We start from the raw sequence: 23,217 nt of genomic DNA, 5'->3' as shown, positions 1-23,217 counted from the left end.
GGCCATAGTCAGGCTGTAGCGGCCGCAGGCGCCACGCTGGTGTCTTCGGTTTTTTGGTGAAGAGCCACCACGCAGTCGGCGGCATGTGCCGCCAGCGCTGCCAGCAACGCATCCACATCCGCCGCCGTGTGCGCGGCAGACAGCGCAATGCGCAACCGGGCCGTACCCACGGGCACCGTGGGCGGGCGGATGGCGGGCACCCACAGGCCCCGCTGGCGCAGGCTTTCCATCGCGGCCAGGGCCGCTTCGTTGCTGCCGATGACGAGCGCCTGCACCGCCGTGTGGGATGGCAGCAGGTGCCAGCCCAGTTCCGGGGGCAGCGCGGCCAGGCCTTCGCGCAGTTGCGCAATGCGCTTGCAAAGCCCCTCTCGCAGGTCGTCCGCAGTGGCGATCAGCTCCAGGCTTTTGCGCAATGCGCTTGCCAGCAGGGGCGGTGCGGCCGTGGCAAAGATGTAGGTGCGGGTCTTTTGCAGCAGCCATTCAATGAGTGCAGCATCGCCCGCCACAAAGGCGCCCGCCACGCCCGCCGCCTTGCCCAGCGTGGCCATGTAGAGCACGCGGCGCGAGGCGGTGGTGCCCGTCAGGCCCGCTTGCGCCAGGCTACCGCGCCCTTGGGGGCCGAGCACGCCAAAACCATGGGCGTCGTCCAGCAGCAGCAGCGCGTCGTAGCGCTCGCACAGCGCCAGCAGGGCGGGGATGTCGATCAGGTCGCCATCCATGCTGAACACCGCATCGCTGACCACCAGCTTGCGCCGTGCAGGGCTGGCGGCTAGCGCAGCCTCCAGGGCTGCGAGGTCGGCATGCGGGTAACGATGGATGGTGGCGCGCGACAGGCGCGCGCCATCGATCAGGCAGGCGTGGTTGAGCGCGTCGGAGAAGATCGCATCGCCATCGCCCACCAGCGCGGGGATGATGCCGGTGTTGGTGGCGTAGCCCGCGTAGAAGTACAGTGCACGGGGCAGCTGCACAAAGGCGGCCAGGTCGCGCTCCAGCGCATCGTTCGCGGCGCTGTGGCCGCTGACCAGGGGTGATCCGCCCGAGCCCACGCCAAAGGTGTGCGTGGCGTCGCGAGCGGCCTCGGCCAGCGCAGGGTGGCCGGCCAGGCCCAGGTAGTCGTTGCTGCAAAAGGCCAGCATGGGCTGGCCGTCCACCAGCAGGTGGGCACCGCCCGCGGGTTGCACCACGCGGCGGCGGCGCAGCAGGTGGGCGCGCTCGATGTCGGCCAGGCGCCCCGGGATCTCGTCGAGCCAGGAGGTGGGGTGGGATTCCTGCGTCATAGCCATTCCCCGGGCAGTTCAAACACCAGGCTGCGCGCATCGGGAAGGTCCTGGTACGGCACCTCGGCCAGCAGCGGCACGCCCAGGCGCGCACGCAGGTAGGCGATGTTCTCGTCAGCCGCCTCCATCTCGGGGTCCACACGGTTGGCCACCCAACCCACCAGCACGAGGCCACGCGCCCGGATGGCCTCGGCAGTCAGCAACGCATGGCTGAGGCAGCCCAGCCGTAAACCCACCACCAGCACCACGGGCAGGGCCAGGGCCTGGGCCAGGTCGGCACCGGTCTGGGTGTCGGTCAGCGGCACATGAAAACCGCCCGCGCCCTCCACCACCACGGCATCCGCCTGGGCGGCCAGCGCCTGGTAGCTGCGCACGATGGCCGCGATATCAATCTGCACCCCGGCACGTTCGGCCGCAATGTGGGGCGACAACGGGTCGAGCAGCAGCACGGGGTTGTCCAGCTCGGGTGCGACGGCCAGGGTGGAGGCCGAGCGCAGCGCGATCGCGTCCTCGCTGGCCCAGTCCTCGCCCCAGGGCACCACACCGGCCGCCACGGGCTTCATGCCGACCACACGGCGGTGGTGCGGCGCCAGGGCGTGCAACAGGCCGGTGGACACCAGCGTCTTGCCGACGCCGGTGTCGGTGCCGGTGACAAAACATCCAATCATCAATTCTCCTCTTGCAGCGTGGCGTTCAGCGCAGCGAGCGCGCCGCTGGCCAGGCATTGCACGGCTTCGTCGTCGAGCACGTAGGGCGGCATGGCATACAGCGTCTTGCCGATGGGACGCAGCACCAGCCCCCGCGCCATGGCGTGCTGGTGGTAGCGGCGGGAAAAGTCGGGCAGCGTGGTGTCCACATCCCAGGCCCAGATCATTCCGAGGCGGCGCGCATGGCGCACACGTGGATGCTGTGCCAAGGGTGCGCACGCCGCATCGATGCGTTGCACCAGTGCCTTGTTGGCATTCAGCGCATCCAGCTGTTCAAACAACTCCAGCGTGGCCAGCGCCGCGCGGCAGGCCAGGGGGTTGCCGGTGTACGAGTGCGAATGCAGAAAGCCGCGCGCCACATCGTCGTCGTAGAACGCGGCGTACACCACATCCGTGGTCAGCACGGCCGACAGCGGCAGCGTGCCGCCAGTCAGTCCCTTGGACAGACAAATGAAATCCGGCCGGATGCCCGCCTGCTGGTGCGCGAACATCGTGCCCGTGCGGCCAAAGCCCACGGCGATCTCGTCCACCACCAGGTGCACCTCGTAGCGGTCGCACAGCGCGCGCGCCAGGCGCAGGTACTCGGGGTCGTGCATCGCCATGCCAGCAGCACATTGCACCAGCGGTTCGACGATGAAGGCGGCGGTGGTGGTGTGGTGGTCCTGCAGCCAGGTCTCCAGCGCGGCGGCGGCGCGCCGGGCCACGTCCTGTGCGGTTTCGCCAGGGGCTGCGCTGCGCGCATCGGGGCTGGGCACGGTGTCGGCCAGGCGCACCAGCGGGGCATAGGCCTCGCGGAAGATCGCGATGTCGGTCACGGCCAGCGCGCCCACGGTTTCGCCGTGGTAGCCACCGGCCAGGCCTACGAAGCGGCTCTTGGCGGGGCGCCCGGTGTTGCGCCAGTAGTGCGCGCTCATCTTGAGTGCAATCTCGGTGGCAGCGGCGCCGTCGCTGCCGTAGAACGCATGGCCCAGGCCAGTGAGGGTGGCCAGGCGCTCGGACAGCTCCACCACCGGCGCATGGGTGAAGCCCGCCAGCATCACGTGGTCGAGCTGGCCCAGCTGGTCCACCAGCGCGGCCTGGATGTGTGGGTGGCTGTGGCCGAACAGGTTGACCCACCAGGAGCTGATGCCGTCCAGGTAACGCTGGCCGTCGGTGCCATAGAGCCACGGGCCCTGGGCGCGCGCAATGGCCACGGGCGGCTGGGCCTCGTGCCGCTTCATCTGCGTGCAGGGGTGCCAGACGGCGGCCAAGCTGCGGGCCACCAGCCCGTCGTGTTGTGGCTGCATGCTTACAGGGCCTGGGTGGGCACGGCGTGGCGCAGTTCGGTCTGGCGGTTGTGCTCGTCCACAAACACCAACTGGGGCTGGTGCGTGGCCACCTGGTCTTCATGCACCTGGGCGAAGGCGGCAATGATGATGAGGTCGCCTGCGGATGCGCGGCGTGCGGCCGATCCGTTCACCGAGATCATGCCGCTGCCGCGCTGGCCCTTGATGGCGTAGGTGACGAAACGCTCGCCGTTGTTGATGTTCCAGATGTGGATCTGCTCGTTCTCGGCGATGTTGGCCGCATCGAGCAGGTCTTCGTCGATGGCGCAGGAGCCTTCGTAGTGCAGCTCGCACTGGGTCACGGCCACGCGGTGGATCTTGGATTTGAGCAGAGTGCGGAACATCGGCTTCCTTCAATGAAGTCTGTGAATGGGGGAGGGCCTGCCGGCGGCAGGGCCGTGGTCGGTCAGGGCTGCGGAAAGTCCAGCATGCAGCTGTCGCCCAGCGCTTCGCGCCACACGCGCACGCGACTCACGCTGGCGCGCAGGTCGGCGGGCAGCGCCTGGGCGATGAAAACGCACAGGTTCTCCAGCGTCGGCGTGCCCAGGCCGGGCACGTCGTCCAGCATGTGGTGGTCCAGCTGCTCGCGCACCACCTCCAGGCCCCTGCGCAGCAGGCCCAGGTCCAGCACCATGCCGGTGGCGGGGTCGCGTGGGCCGCTCAAAAAGACCTCGGCGTGGTAGGTGTGGCCGTGCACGCGGCGGCTGCCTTCGGCCTCGATTTCGCGGCGCAGGGTGTGGGCGGCGTCGAAGAAGAAGCGCTGGGAGATGGTGAACAACATACGGGAACCAAAAAAAGAAAGCTGCTCACCGGATGTCGGTGAGCTTGTGGGTTTGCAGGCTCAATCGCCATGCGGGGTGGGCCAGGCAGGCGTCAATGCAGGCGGCAGTGTTCTGGCGCTGCAGCAGGCCGTCCATGGGCTGCAGAAAGCGGTGGGTGAACTGCGTGTCCTGCTCCAGCGCCTGCAGGTCAAACCCCGGCTGGGGCCACACGAGCTTCAGTTCCTGCCCGCTGCGTTGTACCCACGGGGCACCCGCCTTGGGGCTGATGCACAACCAGTCGATGCCCTCGGGCGCGGCCACGGTGCCATTGCTTTCCACAGCGATGCGGAATTGCTGCGCGTGCAGTGCGTCGATGAGCGCCGTATCGACCTGCAGGAGGGGCTCGCCGCCGGTCAGCACCACCAGGCGGTGGCCCGCGTCTGCAGGCCATTGGGCGGCGATCAATTCCGCCAGTGCCGTGGCCGTTTCGAACTTGCCGCCCAGCGTGCCGTCGGTGCCCACAAAGTCGGTGTCGCAGAACTGGCAGATGGCCTGCGCGCGGTCCTGCTCGCGGCCCGTCCAGAGGTTGCAGCCTGCAAAGCGGCAGAACACGGCCGGGGTGCCCGCTTGGCCGCCTTCGCCTTGCAGGGTGTAGAAAATTTCTTTGACGCTGTAGGTCATCGGGGCACCGGAGGGACTAAGAGGGTGGGGGCAGCGGGGGCCGCCATGTCGGGATAGTCGCGGCTGTAGTGCAGGCCCCGGCTTTCGCGGCGCAGCTGGGCGCTTTTCACGATCAGGTCGGCCACCTGCACCAGGTTGCGCAGCTCCAGCAGGTCGCGTGTGACATGGAAGTGGGCGTAGAACTCCTGGATCTCGCCCTGCAGCATCGCAATACGGTGCGCGGCGCGCTCCAGCCGCTTGTTGGTGCGCACGATGCCCACGTAGTCCCACATGAAGCGGCGCAGCTCGTCCCAGTTGTGGGAGATGACGACGGATTCATCCGCATCGGTCACGCGGCTGTCGTCCCAGGCGGGCACGGTGGGCAGTTCTGTGGTCGGGGCTGCAGCGATGGCCTGCGCGGCGGCGCGGGCGAACACCATGCATTCGAGCAGCGAGTTGCTGGCCAGCCGGTTGGCGCCATGCAGGCCGGTGCAGGCCACCTCACCCACGGCAAACAGGCCGGGCAGGTCGGTGCGGCCCGCCAGGTCGGTCAGCACGCCGCCGCAGGTGAAGTGGGCCGTAGGCACCACGGGGATGGGCTCCTTGGTGATGTCGATGCCCAGCGACGCGCAGTGCGCGAGGATGTTGGGAAAGTGCTCCTGCAAAAACGCGGGGCTCTGGTGCGAGATGTCCAGGTGCACGCAGTCCAGGCCGTGTTTTTTCATCTCGAAGTCGATGGCCCGGGCCACCACGTCGCGCGGGGCCAGTTCGGCGCGCGGGTCGTGGTCGAGCATGAAGCGCGTGCCACCCGCCGATGGGGGCAGCAGCAATTTGCCGCCCTCGCCACGCACGGCCTCGCTGATGAGGAAGGATTTTTCGTGCGGGTGGTAAAGGCCTGTGGGGTGGAACTGGATGAACTCCATGTTCGCCACGCGGCAGCCCGCGCGCCAGGCGGCGGCAATGCCGTCGCCCGTGGCGGTGTCGGGGTTGGTGGTGTACAGGTACACCTTGCCCGCACCGCCCGTGGCCAGGATGGTTTGTGGTGCGCGGAAGGTGACGACCTCGTCGGTGTCGCTGTCGAGCGCGTACAGACCCAGGCAACGGTTGCCGGGCAAGCCCAGCTTGCGCGTGGTGATCAGGTCCACCAGCGTGTGCTGCTCAAACAGCGTGATGCCGGGGGTGGCGCGCACCACGTCGATCAGTGTGCGCTGCACGGCCGCGCCGGTGGCATCGGTCACATGGGCAATGCGGCGCGCGCTGTGGCCGCCTTCGCGCGTCAGGTGCAGCTGGTCGCCTTCGAGCGTGAAGGGCACACCCAGCTTGCGCAGCCAGGCAATCGAGGCGGGGGCGTTCTCCACCACAAAGCGCGTGGTGGCCAGGTCGCACAGGCCTGCGCCGGCGACCAGCGTGTCTTCAATGTGGGCGGCAAAGCTGTCGTCGTCAGCCAGCACGGCGGCAATGCCGCCCTGGGCCCAGCCGCTCGATCCATCTTGCAGCGTGCGCTTGGTGATGACGGCCACGCGGTGGGTGGGCGCCAGGTGCAAGGCAGCCGAGAGGCCAGCGAGGCCGCTGCCTACGATGAGAACGTCGAAGTCGTGGGATGCCATGGCTTGCGGGTGAAGAAAGGGGTAACGCCACGGCCACCGGCCAGGGCGGTGAACAGGGGAGCCAGCCTAGACCGGCGTGTAAGCGAGGCGCACGTAAATGGGGGCAAAAGCCTCGGCCTGCGTGATCTCGATCAGCGTCTCTTTGGCCAGCTCCAGCAGGGCGATGAAGGTCACCACCAGCACGGTGCTGCCTTTTTCGGGCTCGAAGAGTTCTTCAAACTCCACAAAGCGGCGGCCCTGCAGCGTTTTGAGCACCATGCTCATGTATTCGCGCACCGAGAGTTCCTCGCGCGTGATCTTGTGGTGCTGCACAAGCTTGGCGCGTTTGAGGATGTCGCGCCAGGCGTCCTGCAGCTCCACCACGTGCACGTCTGGAAAGCGCGGCTGCAGGCTTTGTTCGATGTAGACCTGGGCCTTCAGGAAGTCGCGGCCGTACTGCGGCATGTGCGACAGGCGCATGGCCGCCATCTTCATTTGCTCGTATTCGAGCAGGCGGCGCACCAGCTCGGCGCGGGGGTCTTCGGGCTCCTCGCCGCCTTCCTGCTTCTTGGGCGGCAGCAGCATGCGCGACTTGATCTCGATGAGCATCGCCGCCATCAGCAGGTACTCGGCTGCCAGCTCCAGGTTGCGGCTGCGGATCTCGTCCACATACGCCAGGTACTGCTTGGTAACCCCCACCATGGGGATGTCGAGGATGTTGAAGTTCTGCTTGCGGATCAGGTACAGCAGCAAATCGAGCGGGCCTTCGAAGGCTTCCAGGAAGACTTCGAGCGCATCGGGCGGGATGTACAGGTCTTGCGGCAGCGCAAACAGCGGCTCGCCGTACAGGCGTGCCAGCGCCACCTGATCCACCACCACGGGCATGCCTGCCGCGTCCAGCGCGGACAGATCCGGCGAATCGGCCACGTTGGCTTCGTTCGCTGTGGTCATGGTTTGCTATAAAAAAATGAGCTACTAGAGCTTATTGAATAAGCGCTAGAGGCCATTTTGATGCTTAATCTGCGTTGGTCTGGTAGACGTACGGCTTTTGCTCGACCTGGCCTTCGCGGTACTCGGTCCAGATGCTGCGGTCCACCTTCTTGTCCCACAGCAGGGCACGGCCTGCCAGCTGCTGGCTTTCCAGTTCGGGGCGGCTGGCCTTGAGCTGGTTGATGAACTGGGTGGCGTCGGATTGGTAATCGGGGCGGCGGAAAATAGACATGGACTGTGAATCTCTTTCTTGGAACGCATCAGGCACAGTGACGCACCAAAGGTCCAAGATTTTACCGGGACGAATTTATGCGCTTGATATATCGCGCCGCTGCCCTGGCAGCTGCCGCTTTTTCCCTGATCGCTCTTACCGCCTGCGACCCCCAGCGCATCAGCGAGCTGAAAGAGGGCGTATCGACCGAAGCCGACGTGCGCGACCGCTTTGGCGCCCCCGAGAACGTGTGGGAAGAACCGGGCGGTGCCCGCACCTTCGAATACAACCGCCAGCCCGCAGGTCAGGTCAACTACATGATCACCATCGGCCCCGATGGCCGCATGATCGCGCTGCGCCAGGTGCTCACGCCCGAAACCTTTGCGCGCGTCGTGCCTGGCATGCGCATGGATGAGGTGCGCCGCCTGCTGGGCAAACCCGCAAAGGCCACGCCCTACGAGCTGAAGAAAGAGACGTGGGTGGACTGGCGCTATCTGGAGGCGCCCAACCAGGCCAAGGTGTTCACGGTGGTCCATGGGGCTGACCTCGTGGTGCTGCGCACGCAGACGGGGGCCGACCTGGACGCGCCGGAGTTCAAGGGCGGCAAGTAAACGGTTGCCCCGCGCCCTGCCGACAACTACACATCCACGCTGGCGCCGCCCTGGGCGGCCAGCCGGTCGGCAAAGCCCGATCGCTCGATCAGCGAGCGTGGCTGCTCGTGCAGGTTCACCACCGACATGCGCCCACCGCGCGCTGCCACGGCTTTCAGGATCTGCTCCAGCGCATCCAGCCCGGTCGTGTCCAGCGCCACCAGCTCGCAGGCGTCCAGCACCACATCCATGCCGGGCAGGCCGGTTTCCACCGCCTGCACGATGGGGTCGATCTTGGCGGCTGCGCCAAAAAACAGCGCGCCGTGCAGGCGCCAGCGGGCCACAGTGCGCTGCCCCGGCGCAGCGCCCGGCGGTGTTGGAATGGGTTCGGGCTCGCGCACCGCGCGAAACAACCCGCTCATGCGCCGCACAAACAGCGCGCAGGCCATGAACAGGCCCACCTCCACCGCCACCGTGAGGTCGAACACCACCGTGAGGAAAAACGTGCCCAGCATCAGCAGCCGGTAGTGGTTGCTGAAATGCTTGAGCCGCACAAACTCGTGCCACTCGCCCATGTTCCAGGCCACAAACAGCAAGATGCCCGCCAGCACCGCCAGCGGAATGTGCAGCGCCAGCGGCGCAGCCACCAGCACGATCGCCAGCAGCGTGAGTGCATGCACCATGCCCGCTACCGGCGACGTGGCGCCCGCGCGGATATTGGTCACCGTGCGCGCAATGGTGCCGGTGGCCGGCATGCCGCCAAAAAACGGCACGATCATGTTGGCCGCGCCCTGGGCCATCAGCTCTTGGTTGGGGTCGTGTTTTTTGTGGTGCGGGTCGGTGGCCAGCTGGTCGGCCACGCGGGCGCACAGCAGCGACTCGATGGCACCCAGCAACGCGATGGTGAGTGTGGGGGTGACCAGCAGCCGCACCGTCTCCCACGAAAAATCGGGCAGCGCAAACACCGGCAGCGCCTGCGGAATGCCTCCAAAGCGCGAGCCGATGGTCTCCACCGGAAACCTGAGCCCCCAGGCCAGCAGGCTCAGCGCCACCAGCGCCACCACGGGTGCGGGCACCCGGGCAAACCGGCGCACCGTGTGCCCCTCCATGAGCCGGATCACCGGCGAGCCCTTGAGGAACAGCCGTGGCCAGAGGAACAGTAGCGCCACACACGCCAGCCCCAGCCCGAACGCATAGGGGTTGAAGGTGCCGATGTGCTGCGCCAGCGTGCTCACCTGCGAGAAGAAGTTGCCCGGCATGCGGTCAATCGACAAGCCCAGCCAGTCTTTCACCTGTGACAGCGCAATCAGCACCGCAATGCCGTTGGTAAAGCCGATCACGATGCTGACCGGCACAAACCGCACCAGCGTGCCCAGGCGAAACAACCCCAGCAGCACCAGAATCACGCCCGCGCAGGCGGTAGAGATCAGCAGATTGGCCACGCCATAGCGCTCCACAATGCCGTAGACGATCACGATGAACGCGCCCGCCGGCCCACCAATCTGCGTGTTGGCGCCCCCAAGGGCAGAGATGAGGAAGCCCGCAATGATGGCCGTCCACAGCCCCGCCTCGGGCTTGAGGCCACTGGCAATCGCAAACGCCATGGCCAGCGGCAGCGCCACAATGCCCACCGTGACCCCCGCACCCACGTCGGCCAGCCAGCGGCTCTTGGTGTAGCCGCGCAGGGCGTCGATCAGGCGGGGGCGAAAGGCGGGCGAAAACGGCATGGAGGCAACCAGTGTAGTGAGCGCTTCTTGAAGTGCAACCGATGGCGGTCCCAACCGCCCGATGGCGTCACACCGGCGCTGCAATAGCGCCACAACAGGGCCACAAACAGAGCCTCCGCAACTTCGATAGCTTCAGCTCCATGTCGGTGTCGTACCGAATTTGCTCCTGATTTGATAGCTATTGACGCTTGCTGTATAAGAGATGGATGACAAAAATGCCTGAAATCTGCCAAGACTGGCAAGGGAAAGCAGCCCCTGCGCACTGGCGCGTTGCTTGCTAGTTGTGGTGCACTGCATCCCCACCTGCTCCCATGCCCGACACCGTTCACCCTCCTGCCATGCCGACGCCCGAAATGTCCCCCCCGCCATCGCTGCGCCACGGCCTGTTCGAAGACGCGCAGGCCCTGTTCGCGGGCACCTTGTTTGTGGCCATGGCGCTCATGCTTTTCAACCAGGCGGGCCTGCTGGTGGGCGGCACCGCGGGCGTGGCGTTTTTGCTGCACTACGTCACGGGCATTTCGTTCGGCAAGCTGTTTTTTGTGGTCAACCTGCCGTTCTACTGGTTTGCCTGGACGCGCATGGGCCACGAGTTCACCATCAAGACCTTTGTCTGCGTGGGCCTGCTGTCGCTGCTGACCGAGCTGTTTCCGCACGTGATGCATGTGGACTACCTGAACCCGCTGTTCGCCTCGCTGCTGGGCGGGCTGCTGCTGGGCACGGGCTGTTTGTTTCTGGCGCGCCACCGCTCCAGCCTGGGCGGTGCCACGGTGGTGTCGCTGTATCTGCAAAGCCGCTATGGCATGCGGGCGGGCAAGGTGCAGATGATGATCGACGGCTCCGTGGTACTGCTGGCGCTGTTCGTGGTGCCGGTCGAGCGTGTGGCGTATTCGGTGCTGGCCGTGCTGGTGATGAGCGGGTTCTTGTGGATCAGCCACCGGCCAGGGCGCTACGTGGGGCATTGAGGGACGGGGCCGCCAGCGCGACGGCCGCCTGTCTCCGATCGTGACCGAGTCCTCAGGGGTCTGAGCTCCCGTCGAACGCCCCTGCGCGACTCCATTGCACCCGTCAACCCTGCTTCAGTGGGGGTGTGTTTGCGCGTCCACCCACCATAGAGTTCGTGCTACCCCGCCTGCGCCCGCACGAGGGGCGCCGGGCTCGCCCGCGCCTCCTGAATAGGTGAAGTGCCCACCCCGTTCACTTGCCCGGAGAACCCTTGATGTACCGAACTTTTTCCGCCAGCGCTGAAGCACTGTGGGCGAGGCTTGGTGGGGCGGCAAGGCTGCTTCTTTTGATTGCGAGCGGAGTCTTGATGGCCTGCGGCGGTGGCGAAGACCCTGCTGCGCCCCCGCCGCCCCCGCCCGTGGCGCAACATGCTGTGGGCGGCACTGTGACGGGGCTGGTGGGCACGCTCGTCCTGGCCAATGGCACGGAGGCGGAGCTGACCATCACGGCGAACGGCAGCTATGCCACCAACGTTTTGCAGGGCCAGGCCTACAACATTGTTGTGCGTACCCAGCCCGCCGGGCAGACCTGTGTTGTGGAAAACGGTTCGGGTGTGGTGGCAGGCCCGGTTACCAACATCTTGGTGACATGCACCACCAATACCTACACCGTCGGTGGATCGATCACGGGCCTGCTGGGCGTGGTGACGTTGCGGCTCAACGGCGCTGCGGATCTGTTGGTGGCCACCAATGGCGTTTTCGGGTTTGCCTCACCGCTGACCCATGGCAGCTCTTACGCCGTGACGGTGCATGTACAGCCTGCGAATCAGGTTTGCACGGTGGAGGCTGGCACCGGGGTTGTCGTGGCGCCCGTGACCCAAGTGAGAGTGCGTTGCAGCACCGTCTCATCGCCTCCGCCTCCTGCTCCCCCCCCTCCACCGGCTCCACCCACGCCGGGTGGCCTGGGCATTGCCTATGGGACGAAGGCACTGGTCTTTTCGTGGACCTCGACGCCCGGCGCAACCCGCTACACGGTGTACGAAGACCCGGACGGCGCGGGCCCGCTGGTACCCGCGCAAATCGGGTCGACCGCGGCCACCGGGCTGACCTACGCAGTTCCGGTGCTGCTGCACCTTCGGGTGAATGCGACGTACACCGTGCAAGCCTGCAACGCGGGCGGGTGCAGTGCCCCATCGGCCTCCATGGCGGCAGACATGGTGCGTGCCATTGGCTACTTCAAGGGATCGACTACCACCGCCGAAGGCCGGTTTGGCAACCGCGTGGCCTTGTCCAGCAACGGCACCACCCTGGCCGTGGGGGCGTATGGAGAGGGTGGCAACACGGGGGCGGTATACGTATTCACGAAGAGCGGCGCCACGTGGTCGCAGCAGGCGCGCATTGCGGCCCCCAACGGCGAGGCCAACGATTATTTTGGCAATGCCGTGGCGCTGTCGGCCGACGGCAACACGCTGGCCATTGGCGCGGATGGCGAGAGCGGCGACCAGAAGGGCACGTTTGCGACCATGCCCGCCACCAACAACCTGGCCAGCAACTCAGGCGCCGTCTATGTCTATTCCCGCACGGGCGCCGTCTGGTCGCAGCAGGCATTCATCAAGGCGAACAACGCGGATGCCGACGATCTTTTCGGTTCATTCGTAGCCCTCTCGAACGACGGCAACACCCTGGCGGTGGGGGCCTACAACGAGGATGGTGACCTGACTGGAACACACGGCAATGGAGCCTATGCTGCGTCCGGGGCTGCCTACGTCTTTGCCCGCACGGGCACCAGCTGGGCACAGCAAAGTTACCTCAAGGCCTCCAACGCAGGCGCGGGAGATTTCTTCGGCATCTACCTCAGCCTGTCTGGCGCAGGCGACACCCTGGCGGTGGGCGCGTTCTTTGAGCGCAGCGCCTTGGCGAGTGATCCTGCGGACGACACCCTGGCCAATGCCGGTGCGGCCTACGTGTTCCAGCGCAATGCGGGGGCATGGTCGCAGCAGGCCTATCTGAAGGCTCCGAATCCCAAGGCGCAGGACCGCTTCGGCGTCTCGGTCATCCTGTCAGGCGACGGCAACACGCTGGCGGTTGGCATGGACGGAGACAGCAGCAACTACACAGGCACCTTCGTGGTGCCGCCACCCAGCAACACCCTTGCACTCAACTCTGGCGCGGTGTTTGTGTTCATTCGCGCAGGTGGCGTCTGGCAGTCACAGGCGTACTTGAAAGCCTCCAACACCCGCACCCCCCACCGGTTTGGCAACAACCTGGCGATGTCGAGCGATGGCAACACGCTGGTCGTGCCGTCGTACCGCGACGACAGCAATGCGCGCGGATTCAATGGCGACCAGGCCAACACCGCCGCTGCGGATGCGGGCGCTGTGCTGGTGTTCCGCCGCAGCGCAGGCACCTGGGCGCAACAGGCCTACCTGAAGGCACCCAATACGGGCGCTGGGGACCGGTTTGGTGGACGTGTGGCGATATCGGGTGACGGCACTACGCTGGCCGTGGGGGCATCCACTGAAGACAGTGGATCGACTGGCATTGGGGGCAATCAGTCGGACGAAAGCAGCGCCAACGCGGGCGCGGTGTACCTTTACTGAGAGCTTGCTTCAGGGCGGCAGTCAACATGCCGCCCCTTCCTCTGTCGGCGGATGGCGAGGGGCTCAGCACCCCTCGGCATCCTTGACGGTTGCTTTGTCTATGAGCGTTGCACGCCTTACCGCACCCGCATGCCGGGCGTGGCGCCGGGCCAGGGGTTGAGCACGTAGATGCCGGGGTTGGCCTTTTCGTCGCCATGGCTGGCGGCCAGCACCATGCCTTCGCTCACGCCAAACTTCATCTTGCGCGGCGCCAGGTTGGCCACCATCACGGTGTGCTTGCCCACCAGATCTTCGGGCTTGTAAGCGCTGGCAATGCCGCTGAACACGTTGCGCGTACGGCCTTCGCCCACGTCCAGCGTCAGGCGCAGCAGCTTGGTGGAGCCCTCGACCGGCTCGCAGTTCACGATCAGCGCAATGCGCAGGTCGATCTTGGTGAAGTCGTCGATGGTGATGGTGGGGGCGAGTTCTTCGCCACCAGGATGGGAGTTGGCTGCTACGGTTTCAGTAGCTGCTGGCGCTTGTTCTGCTTGCGCTGGGGCTTCAAACAGTGCTTCAAGCTGTTCGGGGGTGACGCGCTGCATCAGGTGCTGGTAGGGCTGGATGGCCTGCACGTCCCCCGCCACGTTCCACTGCTGCATGTTCACGCCCACAAAGCCTTGCACCGCTTGGGCCAGGCCCGGCAGCACGGGGGCCAGGTAGCGGGTGAGTGCGGCGAAGGCGTTCACGAGCACCGAGCACACCTGGTGCAGGGCCTCGTTGTTGGCAGCGTCCTTGGCCAGATCCCAGGGCTTGTTCTGGTCCACATAGGCGTTGACCTTGTCGGCCAGCAGCATGATCTCGCGCGTGGCCTTGCTGTATTCCCGCGTTTCGTACATCTGCGCGATGGCGTCGCTGGCACCGCGCACCTCGGCCAGCAGGGCTGCGCCCGTGGTGCCAAATTGGTCGGTCAGCTTGCCGTCAAAGCGCTTGGTCAAGAAGCCCGCCGCCCGGCTGGCAATGTTCACGTATTTGCCGATCAAATCGCTGTTCACACGCAGCATGAAGTCTTCGGCATTGAAGTCGATGTCCTCATTGCGTGCGCTCAGCTTGGCCGCCAGGTAGTAGCGCAGCCACTCGGCATTCATGTTCAGGCTCAGGTACTTGAGCGGGTCCAGGCCCGTGCCCCGGCTCTTGCTCATCTTCTCGCCGTTGTTCACGGTCAAGAAGCCGTGCACAAACACGTTGTTGGGCGTCTTGCGGCCGCTGAAGTGCAGCATGGCGGGCCAGAACAGGGTGTGGAAGGTGACGATGTCCTTGCCGATGAAGTGGTACTGCTCCATCACCGGGTCGGCCATGTAGGCGTCGTAGCTCTCGCCGCGCTTTTCCAGCAGGTTCTTGAGTGACGCGAGGTAGCCCACGGGGGCATCCAGCCACACGTAGAAGTATTTGCCGGGCGCGTCGGGGATCTCGATGCCGAAGTAGGGCGCGTCGCGGCTGATGTCCCAGTCGCCCAGGCCTTCGCTGGTGGTGCCGTCGGGGTTGGTGCGGACGGTGAACCACTCCTTGATCTTGTTGGCCACCTCGGGCTGCAGCTTGCCGTCCTGCGTCCAGTTTTCCAGAAACTCCACGCAGCGTGGGTCCGACAGCTTGAAGAAGAAGTGCTCTGAATTCTTCAGCTCGGGCTTGGCACCCGACAGGGCTGAGAAGGGGTTGATGAGGTCGGTGGGCGCGTACACCGTGCCGCACACTTCGCAGTTGTCGCCATACTGGTCCTTGGCGTGGCACTTGGGGCATTCGCCCTTGATGTACCGGTCGGGCAGGAACATGTTCTTCTCGGGGTCGAAGAACTGCTCGATGGTGCGTACTTCGATCAGGCTGCCGTCGGCACGGTCGCGCAGGTCGCGGTAGATCTGGCGGGCCAGCTCGTGGTTTTCGGGCGCATCGGTGCTGTGCCAGTTGTCAAAGCTGATGTGAAAGCCATCGAGGTACTGCTTGCGGCCGGCCGCGATGTCGGCCACGAACTGCTGGGGCGTTTTGCCCGCTTTTTCGGCCGCAATCATGATGGGCGCGCCGTGGGTGTCGTCCGCACCCACAAAGTTGACCGCGTTGCCCTGCATCCTTTGGTACCGCACCCAGATGTCGGCCTGGATGTATTCCATGATGTGGCCGATGTGGAAGTTGCCGTTGGCATACGGCAGGGCGGTGGTAACGAAGAGTTTGCGGGCGGAGGTCGTCATGGGATGCGGCTTTCTCAGGCGGAACCCGCGATTTTAGGCGGTCGTCAGTATCCCTGGCCATTGCGGGCGCTGCGGTGGCCTCCCCAGGTCGCGCAGGTGCCAATCAGGGCGTGCGTGCAGGCCGCCTATGGCGCCACAATGCCCCGCATTCCAACAATCAACAGGAGACAACACATGGCCAGCACATGGGCAAAACGGGTGGGGTGGGGCGTGGGTGGCGCGATATTGGCGGTGGCTGCCTATCTGGCGGCGTGGCCTGTGCCCATTCAGCCGGTGGCCTGGACTGCGCCTGCCGCCCCTGGCTACCAGGGCGTGCACGCCCCCAACCAGCGCCTGGCCCAGCTGAACATCATCGACCTCAAGGGCGAGGTGGGCCCCGAGCACATCGCCTTTGGCAAGGACGGCAAGCTCTACACCACCGTGCTCAGTGGCAGCATTTTGCGCATGAACCCCGACGGCTCGGGTCAGGAGGTGTTTGCCAACACCGGCGGGCGGGTGCTGGGGTTCGACTTCGATGCGGCGGGCCACCTGATCGCGGCCGATGCCATCAAGGGCCTGCTGTCCATTGCGCCCGATGGCAAGGTCACCGTGCTGGCCGACAAGGTGGGCAACGACCCCATCCGCTATGCCGACGCTGTGGTGGTGGCCCAAAGCGGAAAGATGTACCTGAGCGACGCCTCCACCCGTTTTGCCCCCAAGGACTGGGGCGGTACGTTTGAGGCCAGCGTGCTCGACATCCTGGAGCAGGCCAGCACCGGCCGGGTGATTGAATACGACCCCGCCACCCGCACCGCACGCGTGGTCGCCCGGGGCATCAGCTTTGCCAACGGCGTGGCGCTGAGCCAGGACGAGAAAAGCCTGTTCGTCAACGAAACCGGCAAATACCGGGTGTGGAAGATTGCGGTGGATGCGAATGACCTCGACATTGGTCAGGCCAGCCCCCAGGCCCGCGTGCTGCTCGACAACCTGCCCGGCTACCCCGACAACCTGATGCGCGGGCAGGGCGGTAAGGTGTGGCTGGGCTTTGCCAAGCCGCGCGGGGCGGCCATCGACAACATGGCGGGCAAGCCCTGGCTGCGCAGCCTGACATTGCGCCTGCCGCGCGCGCTGTGGCCGATTCCCCAGCCGTACGGGCATGTGATCGCGTTCACCGACGACGGCAAGGTGGTGGCCGACCTGCAGGACCCGAGTGGCGCCTACCCCGAGACCACTGCGATCACCGAGACGGCGGACCGGCTGTATGTGCAGAGCCTGCACGCGCACGGCCTGGGGTGGCTGCCCAAGCCGTAGGGTTCAGGCCTGGGGCGTTTCAGGCGGTTTCCCCATGGTGCCGGGTCTTCACCTCGGCACCTGTATCCGTCCACCCAAAGAACCTGCACACCTCGGCCCGCATTGCAAGGGTGTCGGCCCGGCCCAGGGCCATGAGCTCCTGGGTGTAGCCGGATTCGAACAGCAGGTAGCTGGCCAGCGCCGCGCCGCGCACATCGGCCATGTTGGACGTGACGCCCAGGGCGCCCAGCATGGTGCGCACGGGCGTGGGCAGGTCGCCCACATGGCGCGCGGCCACGGCATCCAGGCGCTGCGAGGGGGCAATCACCAGCAGCTCGATGGGGCGCAGTGCGCTGTGCAGGCGCTTTTCTTCGGGGATGAGCGACAGGGTCTGGTTGATGCGCTGCACGCGCTCCACATCCACGGCCAGCGCATCCAGAAAGATGTTGGACAGCGCATGACCCGCAATCTGCGCCAGCGTGGGGTAGGTGGCCGTGGGGTTGGCGGCGGCATCGCCCTTGGGCTCGTGCATGCGGCCAGCGCCGATCACCAGGATGCGCTCGGCCCCCAGGTGAATGGCCGGAGCAATGGGCGCCGACTGGCGCATGGAGCCGTCGCCGAAATATTCGACGTGGTCATCCACCTCAATGCCTTTGGCCGGAAAGATGAACGGAATGGCAGAGGATGCCAGCAGATGCTCGTGCGTGATGCGGTCGCTGGCCGCCTTGCGCTGCGAGCGCACCCAGGGCTTGACGGGTGCGGCGGCTTCAAAAAAGGTGACGTGTTCGCCCGAGCTGTAGCTCGACGCCGTTACCGCCAGCGCTGTGAGATGCCCTTTGCGGATCAGCCGGGGCAGGCGCACCAGCGGCACCATCTTGACCAGCAGTTTTTCGAGCGGGGTGTTGTCCAGCAGCGACTTGGGCCGCATGCGCCGCCAGCGCGCCAGCGCCCAGCCCAGCGACACCAGCGTGAGCCAGCGCGCACCGCTGCGCATCACGCTGAGCGAGTCGGCGCCATACACCTGGCTGGCGTGGAACTGCCGCCACACACGCGCAATGCGGCGCACGGCGCGGTCAAAGTTGTCAGCCCCGCAGGCCAGCGCCGCCGCGTTGATGGCCCCGGCCGAGGTGCCGGTGATGATGGGGAAGGGGTTGGGTCCGCTCCCCTCGCCGCAGGCCTGGCGCAGGTCAGCAATGGCTTCGAGCACGCCCACCTGGTAAGCAGCGCGGGCACCGCCGCCGGTGAGCAGCAAGCCGGTGGCGGGTCGGGCTTCGGCGGGGATATCAGAAGTTACCAAGGGCGGCATGAATGTGTGTGGGGTGGTGTCCCAAGTGTCGGTGGGTGGCTGGGAGCCTTTCATGTGGGAAAACCCGCATGGTTGAGGCGACACTTCGCTTTTCGCTGGGGCGTTCAAGCTTGCCAGGGGAAGTCAATTGTTTGCGCCAGAGGTGGGTTCGTGCTGCTCCCCGGCCTGTGGCATGCTCAAACGCACTTTTTTGGGGAGATGGCTTGAATCCGAGCATCATCGTTTCGCTTGATTTCCCTGCTGCTGCGCCTGCGGTAGATCTGGTCGGGCAGCTGGGCTCTGCTGCGTCTGTCTACAAGGTGGGTTTGCAATTGCTCACGGCGGCTGGACCGTCCTTCGTCCGCGATCTGTTGGATGCTGGCAAGCAGGTCTTTTTGGACCTGAAACTGTTTGAAATCCCGAGCTCGGTGGCTGACGCAGTTGCCGCGGCGGGGCAACTTGGGGCTTCTATGGTGACGGTTCATGCGTCGGCAGGATCTTCTGTGCTGGAGGCTGCAGTGGCGTCGGCAGCACACTTCCCTGAGCTCAAAGTGCTGGCACTCACTGTGATCACCAGCATGGACGACGAGGCGCTGCGCGAAGTGGGCGTGGCATCGACAGTGCCAGAACAGGTGCTGCGTCTTGCGCGCCTTGCACACGCAGTTGGCTGCCACGGTGTGGTCGCATCGCCGCTAGAAGCCAGGCTTCTGCGCAACGCGCTGCCGCGGGGCGCGCTCATCGTCACGCCTGGCATACAGCCGCTGGAGTTTGCAAAAGGCGACCATGCCCGTTTCACCACCGCCAGTGAGGCCATCAAGGCGGGTGCAACGCACGTCGTGGTGGGGCGGCCGATATCGCGCGCTTTGAACCCTGCCGCTTCTTTTGCTGCCCTGTGCGCAGAACTAGAAGGTTGAAAATTTGGCCCGGGATGGGGCAGATCGCCGTTTTTCTGCAGCGTTACAGCTGTGATTCTGTGGGCCGGAGGCCCCGGCACATCGCTGTCTACGGTTGGCGCAGCAGCAGCTGTGCCACCGCGTCACCCTGCAGCACCACAATGCCGTGCTCCCGGGCAAACGCCTGGGCGTTGTCGCTGACCTGCCCCAGGGCAGCCACATAGACGCCTGCGGGGGCCTCGCTGGCAAGCATGGCCGCGTGCAGCTCGCGCAGGGGCTCTACGCCGTGGGTGGCCGCTTTCCAGCGTTTGGCGCTGACCAGCGTGGTACTGCCACCCTGGGTCAGTCGCATGTCAGCGCCTGCGTTGTTGCCGTTGATCCGCTCTACGGAGTAGCCCGCCCGTGCCCAGGCCGATGCCAGGGTGTCGGCAAAGCTGCGCCAGGGCATGCTGGCCACGGCCTCCAGCATCTCGGCAACCCGGGCGGGGTTGGGGGCACGCAGCTGCTTCCACGCGGCGATGCAGCCCACCACGAAGATGGGGAAACCGGCCAGCGCACCCACCACGAAATATACCTTGGGCAGCAGCGCACCTGCCGCCAGAACGATGAGGCCGACCACCACAAAGCTGATCCACCAGGGCGAGCGCAGCAGCATGGCAAACAGGGATTTCTCGGCCATCTTGAATTTCACGGGGGTCCTTTTCGTTCGGTTTCTCAGGGTGCCGGCTGCTGTGGAGCCAGGGGCAAAGCGTGCGCATTGTCCTTCACGCGCCGGGGGAACAGCGCTTGGATAGACTACCGGCCCCACAGGAGTTAATTGAATGGCAGTCACCGAACAGGGCCTTTTGGCCGCACTTTCCAGCGTGCTGGACCCTCACACGGGCAAGGATTTCGTCAGCACCCGCGCCCTGCGCAATGTGCAGATCAGCGGCGGCGACGTGGCCTTCGATGTGGAGTTGGGCTACCCCGCCAAGAGCTTGGTGCCCGAACTGCGCCGCAATCTCGTGGCCGCTGCCAAGGGCGTGGGGGGCGTCGAGAACGTGTCGGTCAACATCACCACCAAGGTGATTGCGCATGCCGTGCAGCGCGGCGTGCAGCTCTTGCCCCAGGTCAAGAACATCATCGCCGTGGCCTCGGGCAAGGGCGGCGTGGGCAAGAGCACAACGGCCGCCAACCTGGCCCTGGCCCTGGCCGCCGAGGGCGCCAGCGTGGGCGTGCTCGACGCCGACATCTACGGCCCCAGCCAGCCCATGATGCTGGGTATCAACCGCCGCCCTGAGAGCGACGACGGCAAGACCATGGAGCCGCTGGAGAACTACGGCGTGCAGGTGATGTCCATCGGCTTCCTGGTGGACCAGGACGAAGCCATGATCTGGCGCGGCCCCATGGCCACGCAGGCGCTGGAGCAACTGCTGCGCCAGACCAACTGGAAAGACCTCGACTACCTCATCATCGACATGCCCCCCGGCACCGGCGACATCCAGCTCACCCTGAGCCAGCGCGTGCCCATGACCGGCGCGGTGATCGTGACCACCCCGCAGGACATCGCCCTGCTGGACGCCAAGAAGGGCATCAAGATGTTTGAGAAGGTGGGCGTGCCCATTCTGGGCATCGTCGAGAACATGGCCGCGCACGTGTGCAGCAACTGCGGTCACGTGGAGCACATCTTTGGCGCCGATGGCGGCAAGAAGATGGCAGCCGAATACAACATGGACTACCTGGGCGCACTGCCGCTCGATATGAGCATCCGCCTGCAGGCCGACAGCGGCAAGCCCACCGTGGTGGCCGACCCGGACGGGGACGTGGCCAAGATCTACAAGAAGGTCGCGCGCGACGTGGCGGTGAAGATCGCGCAGCAGGCCAAGGATTTTTCGAGCAAGTTCCCGACGATTTCGATCAGCAAGAACACCTGATCTTCCTGAGTCGCCCCACCGTGCCATGAACCTGCTCGCGTCCCTGCGCTACCTGGTGGCGCTGCACGAGCACCGGCACTTTGGCCGGGCGGCGCAGGCCTGCCACATCACGCAGCCCGCGCTGTCCAACGCACTGCGCGCGCTGGAAAAGGAGTTTGGCGTGGTCGTGGTGCGCCGGGGCCGCAGCTTCGAAGGCTTCACGCCCGAGGGCGAACGCGTGCTGGCCACGGCGCAGCGCATGCTGCACGAACACCAGGTGCTGCAGCAGGACCTGAGCAGCGACGCCGCCCACCCGCGCGGCACGCTGCGCCTGGGCGCGGTGCCCACGGCCATGCCTATCCTGGCGCGGTTTGCCGCGCAGCTGCAGGCGCGGCACCCGGGCATTGTGCCGGTCGCGCTGTCGATGAGTTCGCAGGCGCTGGAGGCGGGGCTCGAAAATATTGCACTGGACTTGGCCCTGGGCTACACCGAGCGCATGCCTGTACGCGGCGGCACGCTACGGGCTTGGCCGCAGTATGTGGAGCACTACTTTCTGCTGCGCCGTGCGCCCCGGCCGCCCAAAGGCGCAGCGCGCGGGCTGCAGATCGGCCCACCCATGGCCTGGGCCGATGCGGCGGCGCTGCCGCTGTGCCTGCTCACCCCCGAGATGCACAACCGTAGCTTGGTGGATGGTGCCTTCCGCGCTACAGGCGCCACGGTCATGCCCGCCATGGAAACCGATTCGGTACTGACCCTGGCGCTCAGCGTGGTGGCGGGCCATGTGTGCAGCGTCCTGCCCGGTGCGCTGGTGGACGCCGTGCGCGGCCATGATGGACTGGAGGCCCTGCCGTTGACGAGCCCGGTGCTCACCACCCCCATTGGATTCATGTCGCACCGGCAGGTGCAGCCCACCCGGGCGCTGGATGCGGCACTGGCGCTGTCGCAAGATCGTGAGTGGTTGCAGCACGCCGCAGCGCACAGCGGATTGCTGGCGGCGGAGCCGCCGTAGGCGCAGGTTTCTCAGGCCCTACCCACGCGAAATGGGCCGGGCCGCCCCAGTGCTGGTAGCCACGCGCCGCTGCCACGCGATGAAGGCCGGCGCACCCACCAGCTCCAGCACCGTGAACCCGATAAATGGCGCGGGCGGCAAGCCCAGAAAGGCCATCGACAGCGCCCGGCCCACGCCGCCCAGAAACACCGCGCCCCACAACACCGCAAACATCCGCCCCTCGCGGTCGATGCGCGGCACCAGCGACCCCATTGCCAGGCCCAGCGCCAGCCACACGCCGCCAAAAAAGCGCAGGTTGCCGTCGAGCAGCGCATCGCGCGGCAGGCCGCTGGTGCGGTAGATCGGGTCGTAGATGCCCATCATCGTCAGCACGCCAGTGGCAACTGGGATCAGCGCCATCACGGCGGTAGTGGCTTGGAGCAGGCGTCGGGTCATGGTCTATCTTTACGGTGTCAGGATGAGGTATTGTTGGGGTGTATCTTGACTGTGTCAAGATTGCCGCCATGAACTCAGCTGAAACTCCGCGCGCCACTTACCACCATGGCGACTTGCGCACCGCACTGGTGTCTGCCGCCGAGGGCTTGCTGGCGTCCGGGGCCACGCTCAGCCTCCGCGCGGTGGCCAAAGCGGCGGGGGTGTCGCATGCGGCCCCATACCACCACTTCGCCAATCTGGATGCGTTGCTGGCTGCCGTGGCCACGCGCGGTTTTCACGACCTGGCGGCCGACATGGAGGCCGCACACCCCGGTGTGGACACCGCCGCCAGACTGGTGGGGCATTGCACCGCCTACGTGGCCTTTGCGCTCGCGCGTCCCGCCGCGTTCCGGCTGATGTTCAGCCCGCTGCTGCAACACAAGGCCGACCACCCGGCGTTGCAAGCGGCGGCGGACGGGTCTTTTGAGGTGCTGCGCAAAGCCGCCCATGCCCATGTGGCCGAGGGGGCGGACGAGCTGGCACTGGCGGGGTGGAGCCTGGCCCACGGGCTGGCCAGCCTGGCGATCGATGGCGCCCTGTCCACCGCGCCCGTGCCCATGCCTTCGGCGCAAGACCTGGCGGCGCTGCTGGCGAGCCGGTTGCTGGAGAACCTGCCAACGGGCAGAGCAGGCAGTGCAGGTGGCGGATGAGTTGGCCCCACGCTGTACAGCGCAATGCCACGGTGCGCAGCTCATTTGTTTTTGTGATCGACCCATGTGCATCCGCAATTTGACGCACCGGGGTGCCTCGCCGACACTGCGACCGCCCAGCCGCCTTATGCAGGCGGCTTCATAAGCACCACAA

General features: G+C 66.0%; 22 protein-coding genes. 8 read left to right on the top strand and 14 right to left on the bottom strand.

Annotated features, from left to right (window positions below):
- Positions 1–8 precede the first annotated feature (8 nt).
- From bioF to ACQ4MJ_RS15245, 9 genes are all read right to left on the bottom strand, one after another.
- Positions 9–1,277, bottom strand: coding sequence for an 8-amino-7-oxononanoate synthase (gene bioF / locus ACQ4MJ_RS15285; protein ID WP_431152084.1), 1,269 nt, complete (start codon positions 1,275–1,277; stop codon positions 9–11).
- Positions 1,274–1,945, bottom strand: coding sequence for a dethiobiotin synthase (bioD, locus tag ACQ4MJ_RS15280; RefSeq protein WP_121507339.1), 672 nt, complete (start codon positions 1,943–1,945; stop codon positions 1,274–1,276). The genes bioF and bioD overlap by 4 nt, the downstream gene beginning before the upstream one ends.
- Entirely contained in the window at positions 1,945–3,270 is a 1,326-nt protein-coding gene (gene bioA / locus ACQ4MJ_RS15275; RefSeq protein ID WP_228898589.1) for an adenosylmethionine--8-amino-7-oxononanoate transaminase, read from the bottom strand. The genes bioD and bioA overlap by 1 nt, the downstream gene beginning before the upstream one ends.
- A gap of 2 nt (positions 3,271–3,272) precedes the next feature.
- Positions 3,273–3,653 (bottom strand): aspartate 1-decarboxylase, encoded by a 381-nt coding sequence (gene panD / locus ACQ4MJ_RS15270; protein WP_121421048.1) that lies wholly within the window; start codon positions 3,651–3,653, stop codon positions 3,273–3,275.
- A gap of 62 nt (positions 3,654–3,715) precedes the next feature.
- Entirely contained in the window at positions 3,716–4,090 is a 375-nt protein-coding gene (locus ACQ4MJ_RS15265; protein WP_121421047.1) for a 6-carboxytetrahydropterin synthase, read from the bottom strand.
- Positions 4,091–4,115: 25 nt separating this feature from the next.
- Entirely contained in the window at positions 4,116–4,751 is a 636-nt protein-coding gene (queE, locus tag ACQ4MJ_RS15260; protein WP_431152085.1) for a 7-carboxy-7-deazaguanine synthase, read from the bottom strand.
- Positions 4,748–6,337, bottom strand: coding sequence for an L-aspartate oxidase (gene nadB, locus ACQ4MJ_RS15255; RefSeq protein WP_431152086.1), 1,590 nt, complete (start codon positions 6,335–6,337; stop codon positions 4,748–4,750). The genes queE and nadB overlap by 4 nt, the downstream gene beginning before the upstream one ends.
- A gap of 66 nt (positions 6,338–6,403) precedes the next feature.
- Entirely contained in the window at positions 6,404–7,267 is an 864-nt protein-coding gene (locus ACQ4MJ_RS15250; RefSeq protein WP_370641480.1) for a segregation and condensation protein A, read from the bottom strand.
- 64 nt (positions 7,268–7,331) lie between these two features.
- Positions 7,332–7,538, bottom strand: a complete 207-nt coding sequence (locus ACQ4MJ_RS15245) for a DUF3460 family protein (protein ID WP_055402867.1) — start codon at positions 7,536–7,538, stop codon at positions 7,332–7,334.
- A 77-nt stretch (positions 7,539–7,615) separates the two neighbouring features.
- Here ACQ4MJ_RS15245 and ACQ4MJ_RS15240 point away from each other — a divergent pair, with 77 nt between their 5' ends.
- Complete coding sequence (locus tag ACQ4MJ_RS15240) at positions 7,616–8,128, top strand: hypothetical protein (RefSeq protein ID WP_055402865.1); 513 nt, start codon at positions 7,616–7,618, stop codon at positions 8,126–8,128.
- 26 nt (positions 8,129–8,154) lie between these two features.
- Here the strand turns inward: ACQ4MJ_RS15240 and ACQ4MJ_RS15235 are convergent, their stop codons facing one another.
- A complete protein-coding gene (locus ACQ4MJ_RS15235) occupies positions 8,155–9,834 on the bottom strand; it encodes a SulP family inorganic anion transporter (RefSeq protein ID WP_431152088.1) in 1,680 nt (559 codons plus the stop codon).
- A 311-nt stretch (positions 9,835–10,145) separates the two neighbouring features.
- Between ACQ4MJ_RS15235 and ACQ4MJ_RS15230 the strand changes: the two genes are divergently transcribed.
- Positions 10,146–10,796 (top strand): YitT family protein, encoded by a 651-nt coding sequence (locus ACQ4MJ_RS15230; RefSeq protein ID WP_055402863.1) that lies wholly within the window; start codon positions 10,146–10,148, stop codon positions 10,794–10,796.
- Between the two features lie 398 nt (positions 10,797–11,194).
- Complete coding sequence (locus ACQ4MJ_RS15225) at positions 11,195–13,375, top strand: FG-GAP repeat protein (protein WP_431152089.1); 2,181 nt, start codon at positions 11,195–11,197, stop codon at positions 13,373–13,375.
- A gap of 116 nt (positions 13,376–13,491) precedes the next feature.
- Here ACQ4MJ_RS15225 and metG read toward each other — a convergent pair whose 3' ends face one another.
- Complete coding sequence (metG, locus tag ACQ4MJ_RS15220) at positions 13,492–15,591, bottom strand: methionine--tRNA ligase (protein WP_431152090.1); 2,100 nt, start codon at positions 15,589–15,591, stop codon at positions 13,492–13,494.
- Between the two features lie 174 nt (positions 15,592–15,765).
- Between metG and ACQ4MJ_RS15215 the strand changes: the two genes are divergently transcribed.
- Complete coding sequence (locus tag ACQ4MJ_RS15215; RefSeq protein WP_431152091.1) at positions 15,766–16,881, top strand: SMP-30/gluconolactonase/LRE family protein; 1,116 nt, start codon at positions 15,766–15,768, stop codon at positions 16,879–16,881.
- Positions 16,882–16,900: 19 nt separating this feature from the next.
- Here ACQ4MJ_RS15215 and ACQ4MJ_RS15210 read toward each other — a convergent pair whose 3' ends face one another.
- Positions 16,901–18,166, bottom strand: coding sequence for a patatin-like phospholipase family protein (locus ACQ4MJ_RS15210; RefSeq protein ID WP_218298618.1), 1,266 nt, complete (start codon positions 18,164–18,166; stop codon positions 16,901–16,903).
- A 203-nt stretch (positions 18,167–18,369) separates the two neighbouring features.
- Between ACQ4MJ_RS15210 and pyrF the strand changes: the two genes are divergently transcribed.
- Complete coding sequence (gene pyrF, locus ACQ4MJ_RS15205) at positions 18,370–19,059, top strand: orotidine-5'-phosphate decarboxylase (RefSeq protein ID WP_431152092.1); 690 nt, start codon at positions 18,370–18,372, stop codon at positions 19,057–19,059.
- 88 nt (positions 19,060–19,147) lie between these two features.
- On the opposite strand, the gene ACQ4MJ_RS15200 is transcribed toward pyrF, so the two are convergent.
- Positions 19,148–19,717, bottom strand: a complete 570-nt coding sequence (locus ACQ4MJ_RS15200) for a restriction endonuclease (protein WP_431153061.1) — start codon at positions 19,715–19,717, stop codon at positions 19,148–19,150.
- A 142-nt stretch (positions 19,718–19,859) separates the two neighbouring features.
- On the opposite strand from ACQ4MJ_RS15200, the gene apbC reads away from it, so the two are divergent.
- Both apbC and ACQ4MJ_RS15190 read left to right on the top strand, forming a co-directional pair.
- Positions 19,860–20,951: an iron-sulfur cluster carrier protein ApbC gene (gene apbC / locus ACQ4MJ_RS15195; RefSeq protein ID WP_055402851.1), complete on the top strand. Its 1,092-nt coding sequence runs from the start codon at positions 19,860–19,862 to the stop codon at positions 20,949–20,951.
- 25 nt (positions 20,952–20,976) lie between these two features.
- Entirely contained in the window at positions 20,977–21,939 is a 963-nt protein-coding gene (locus tag ACQ4MJ_RS15190; protein ID WP_431152093.1) for a LysR family transcriptional regulator, read from the top strand.
- An 18-nt stretch (positions 21,940–21,957) separates the two neighbouring features.
- Here the strand turns inward: ACQ4MJ_RS15190 and ACQ4MJ_RS15185 are convergent, their stop codons facing one another.
- Positions 21,958–22,374, bottom strand: coding sequence for a DUF4345 domain-containing protein (locus tag ACQ4MJ_RS15185; RefSeq protein WP_431152094.1), 417 nt, complete (start codon positions 22,372–22,374; stop codon positions 21,958–21,960).
- Positions 22,375–22,442: 68 nt separating this feature from the next.
- Here ACQ4MJ_RS15185 and ACQ4MJ_RS15180 point away from each other — a divergent pair, with 68 nt between their 5' ends.
- Entirely contained in the window at positions 22,443–23,063 is a 621-nt protein-coding gene (locus ACQ4MJ_RS15180) for a TetR/AcrR family transcriptional regulator (RefSeq protein WP_431152096.1), read from the top strand.
- Positions 23,064–23,217: the final 154 nt, after the last annotated feature.

The organism is Acidovorax facilis (assembly GCF_050626955.1).
Classification (GTDB): domain Bacteria; phylum Pseudomonadota; class Gammaproteobacteria; order Burkholderiales; family Burkholderiaceae_C; genus Acidovorax; species Acidovorax facilis.
Note: the sequence above shows the minus strand (reverse complement) of the source record. Positions and strands in the feature narration are given on the sequence as shown.

Coding starts and splice junctions, on each gene's coding strand:
- ACQ4MJ_RS15235 (WP_431152088.1), bottom strand. CDS start 9,834: ATGCCGTTTTCGCCCGCCTTTCGCCCCCGCCTGATCGACGCCCTGCGC.
- panD (WP_121421048.1), bottom strand. CDS start 3,653: ATGTTCCGCACTCTGCTCAAATCCAAGATCCACCGCGTGGCCGTGACC.
- apbC (WP_055402851.1), top strand. CDS start 19,860: ATGGCAGTCACCGAACAGGGCCTTTTGGCCGCACTTTCCAGCGTGCTG.
- queE (WP_431152085.1), bottom strand. CDS start 4,751: ATGACCTACAGCGTCAAAGAAATTTTCTACACCCTGCAAGGCGAAGGC.
- ACQ4MJ_RS15180 (WP_431152096.1), top strand. CDS start 22,443: ATGAACTCAGCTGAAACTCCGCGCGCCACTTACCACCATGGCGACTTG.
- bioF (WP_431152084.1), bottom strand. CDS start 1,277: ATGACGCAGGAATCCCACCCCACCTCCTGGCTCGACGAGATCCCGGGG.
- bioD (WP_121507339.1), bottom strand. CDS start 1,945: ATGATTGGATGTTTTGTCACCGGCACCGACACCGGCGTCGGCAAGACG.
- ACQ4MJ_RS15210 (WP_218298618.1), bottom strand. CDS start 18,166: ATGCCGCCCTTGGTAACTTCTGATATCCCCGCCGAAGCCCGACCCGCC.
- ACQ4MJ_RS15250 (WP_370641480.1), bottom strand. CDS start 7,267: ATGACCACAGCGAACGAAGCCAACGTGGCCGATTCGCCGGATCTGTCC.
- ACQ4MJ_RS15265 (WP_121421047.1), bottom strand. CDS start 4,090: ATGTTGTTCACCATCTCCCAGCGCTTCTTCTTCGACGCCGCCCACACC.
- ACQ4MJ_RS15185 (WP_431152094.1), bottom strand. CDS start 22,374: ATGACCCGACGCCTGCTCCAAGCCACTACCGCCGTGATGGCGCTGATC.
- ACQ4MJ_RS15230 (WP_055402863.1), top strand. CDS start 10,146: ATGCCCGACACCGTTCACCCTCCTGCCATGCCGACGCCCGAAATGTCC.
- bioA (WP_228898589.1), bottom strand. CDS start 3,270: ATGCAGCCACAACACGACGGGCTGGTGGCCCGCAGCTTGGCCGCCGTC.
- ACQ4MJ_RS15215 (WP_431152091.1), top strand. CDS start 15,766: ATGGCCAGCACATGGGCAAAACGGGTGGGGTGGGGCGTGGGTGGCGCG.
- ACQ4MJ_RS15245 (WP_055402867.1), bottom strand. CDS start 7,538: ATGTCTATTTTCCGCCGCCCCGATTACCAATCCGACGCCACCCAGTTC.
- metG (WP_431152090.1), bottom strand. CDS start 15,591: ATGACGACCTCCGCCCGCAAACTCTTCGTTACCACCGCCCTGCCGTAT.
- ACQ4MJ_RS15190 (WP_431152093.1), top strand. CDS start 20,977: ATGAACCTGCTCGCGTCCCTGCGCTACCTGGTGGCGCTGCACGAGCAC.
- nadB (WP_431152086.1), bottom strand. CDS start 6,337: ATGGCATCCCACGACTTCGACGTTCTCATCGTAGGCAGCGGCCTCGCT.
- ACQ4MJ_RS15200 (WP_431153061.1), bottom strand. CDS start 19,717: ATGGCCGAGAAATCCCTGTTTGCCATGCTGCTGCGCTCGCCCTGGTGG.
- ACQ4MJ_RS15240 (WP_055402865.1), top strand. CDS start 7,616: ATGCGCTTGATATATCGCGCCGCTGCCCTGGCAGCTGCCGCTTTTTCC.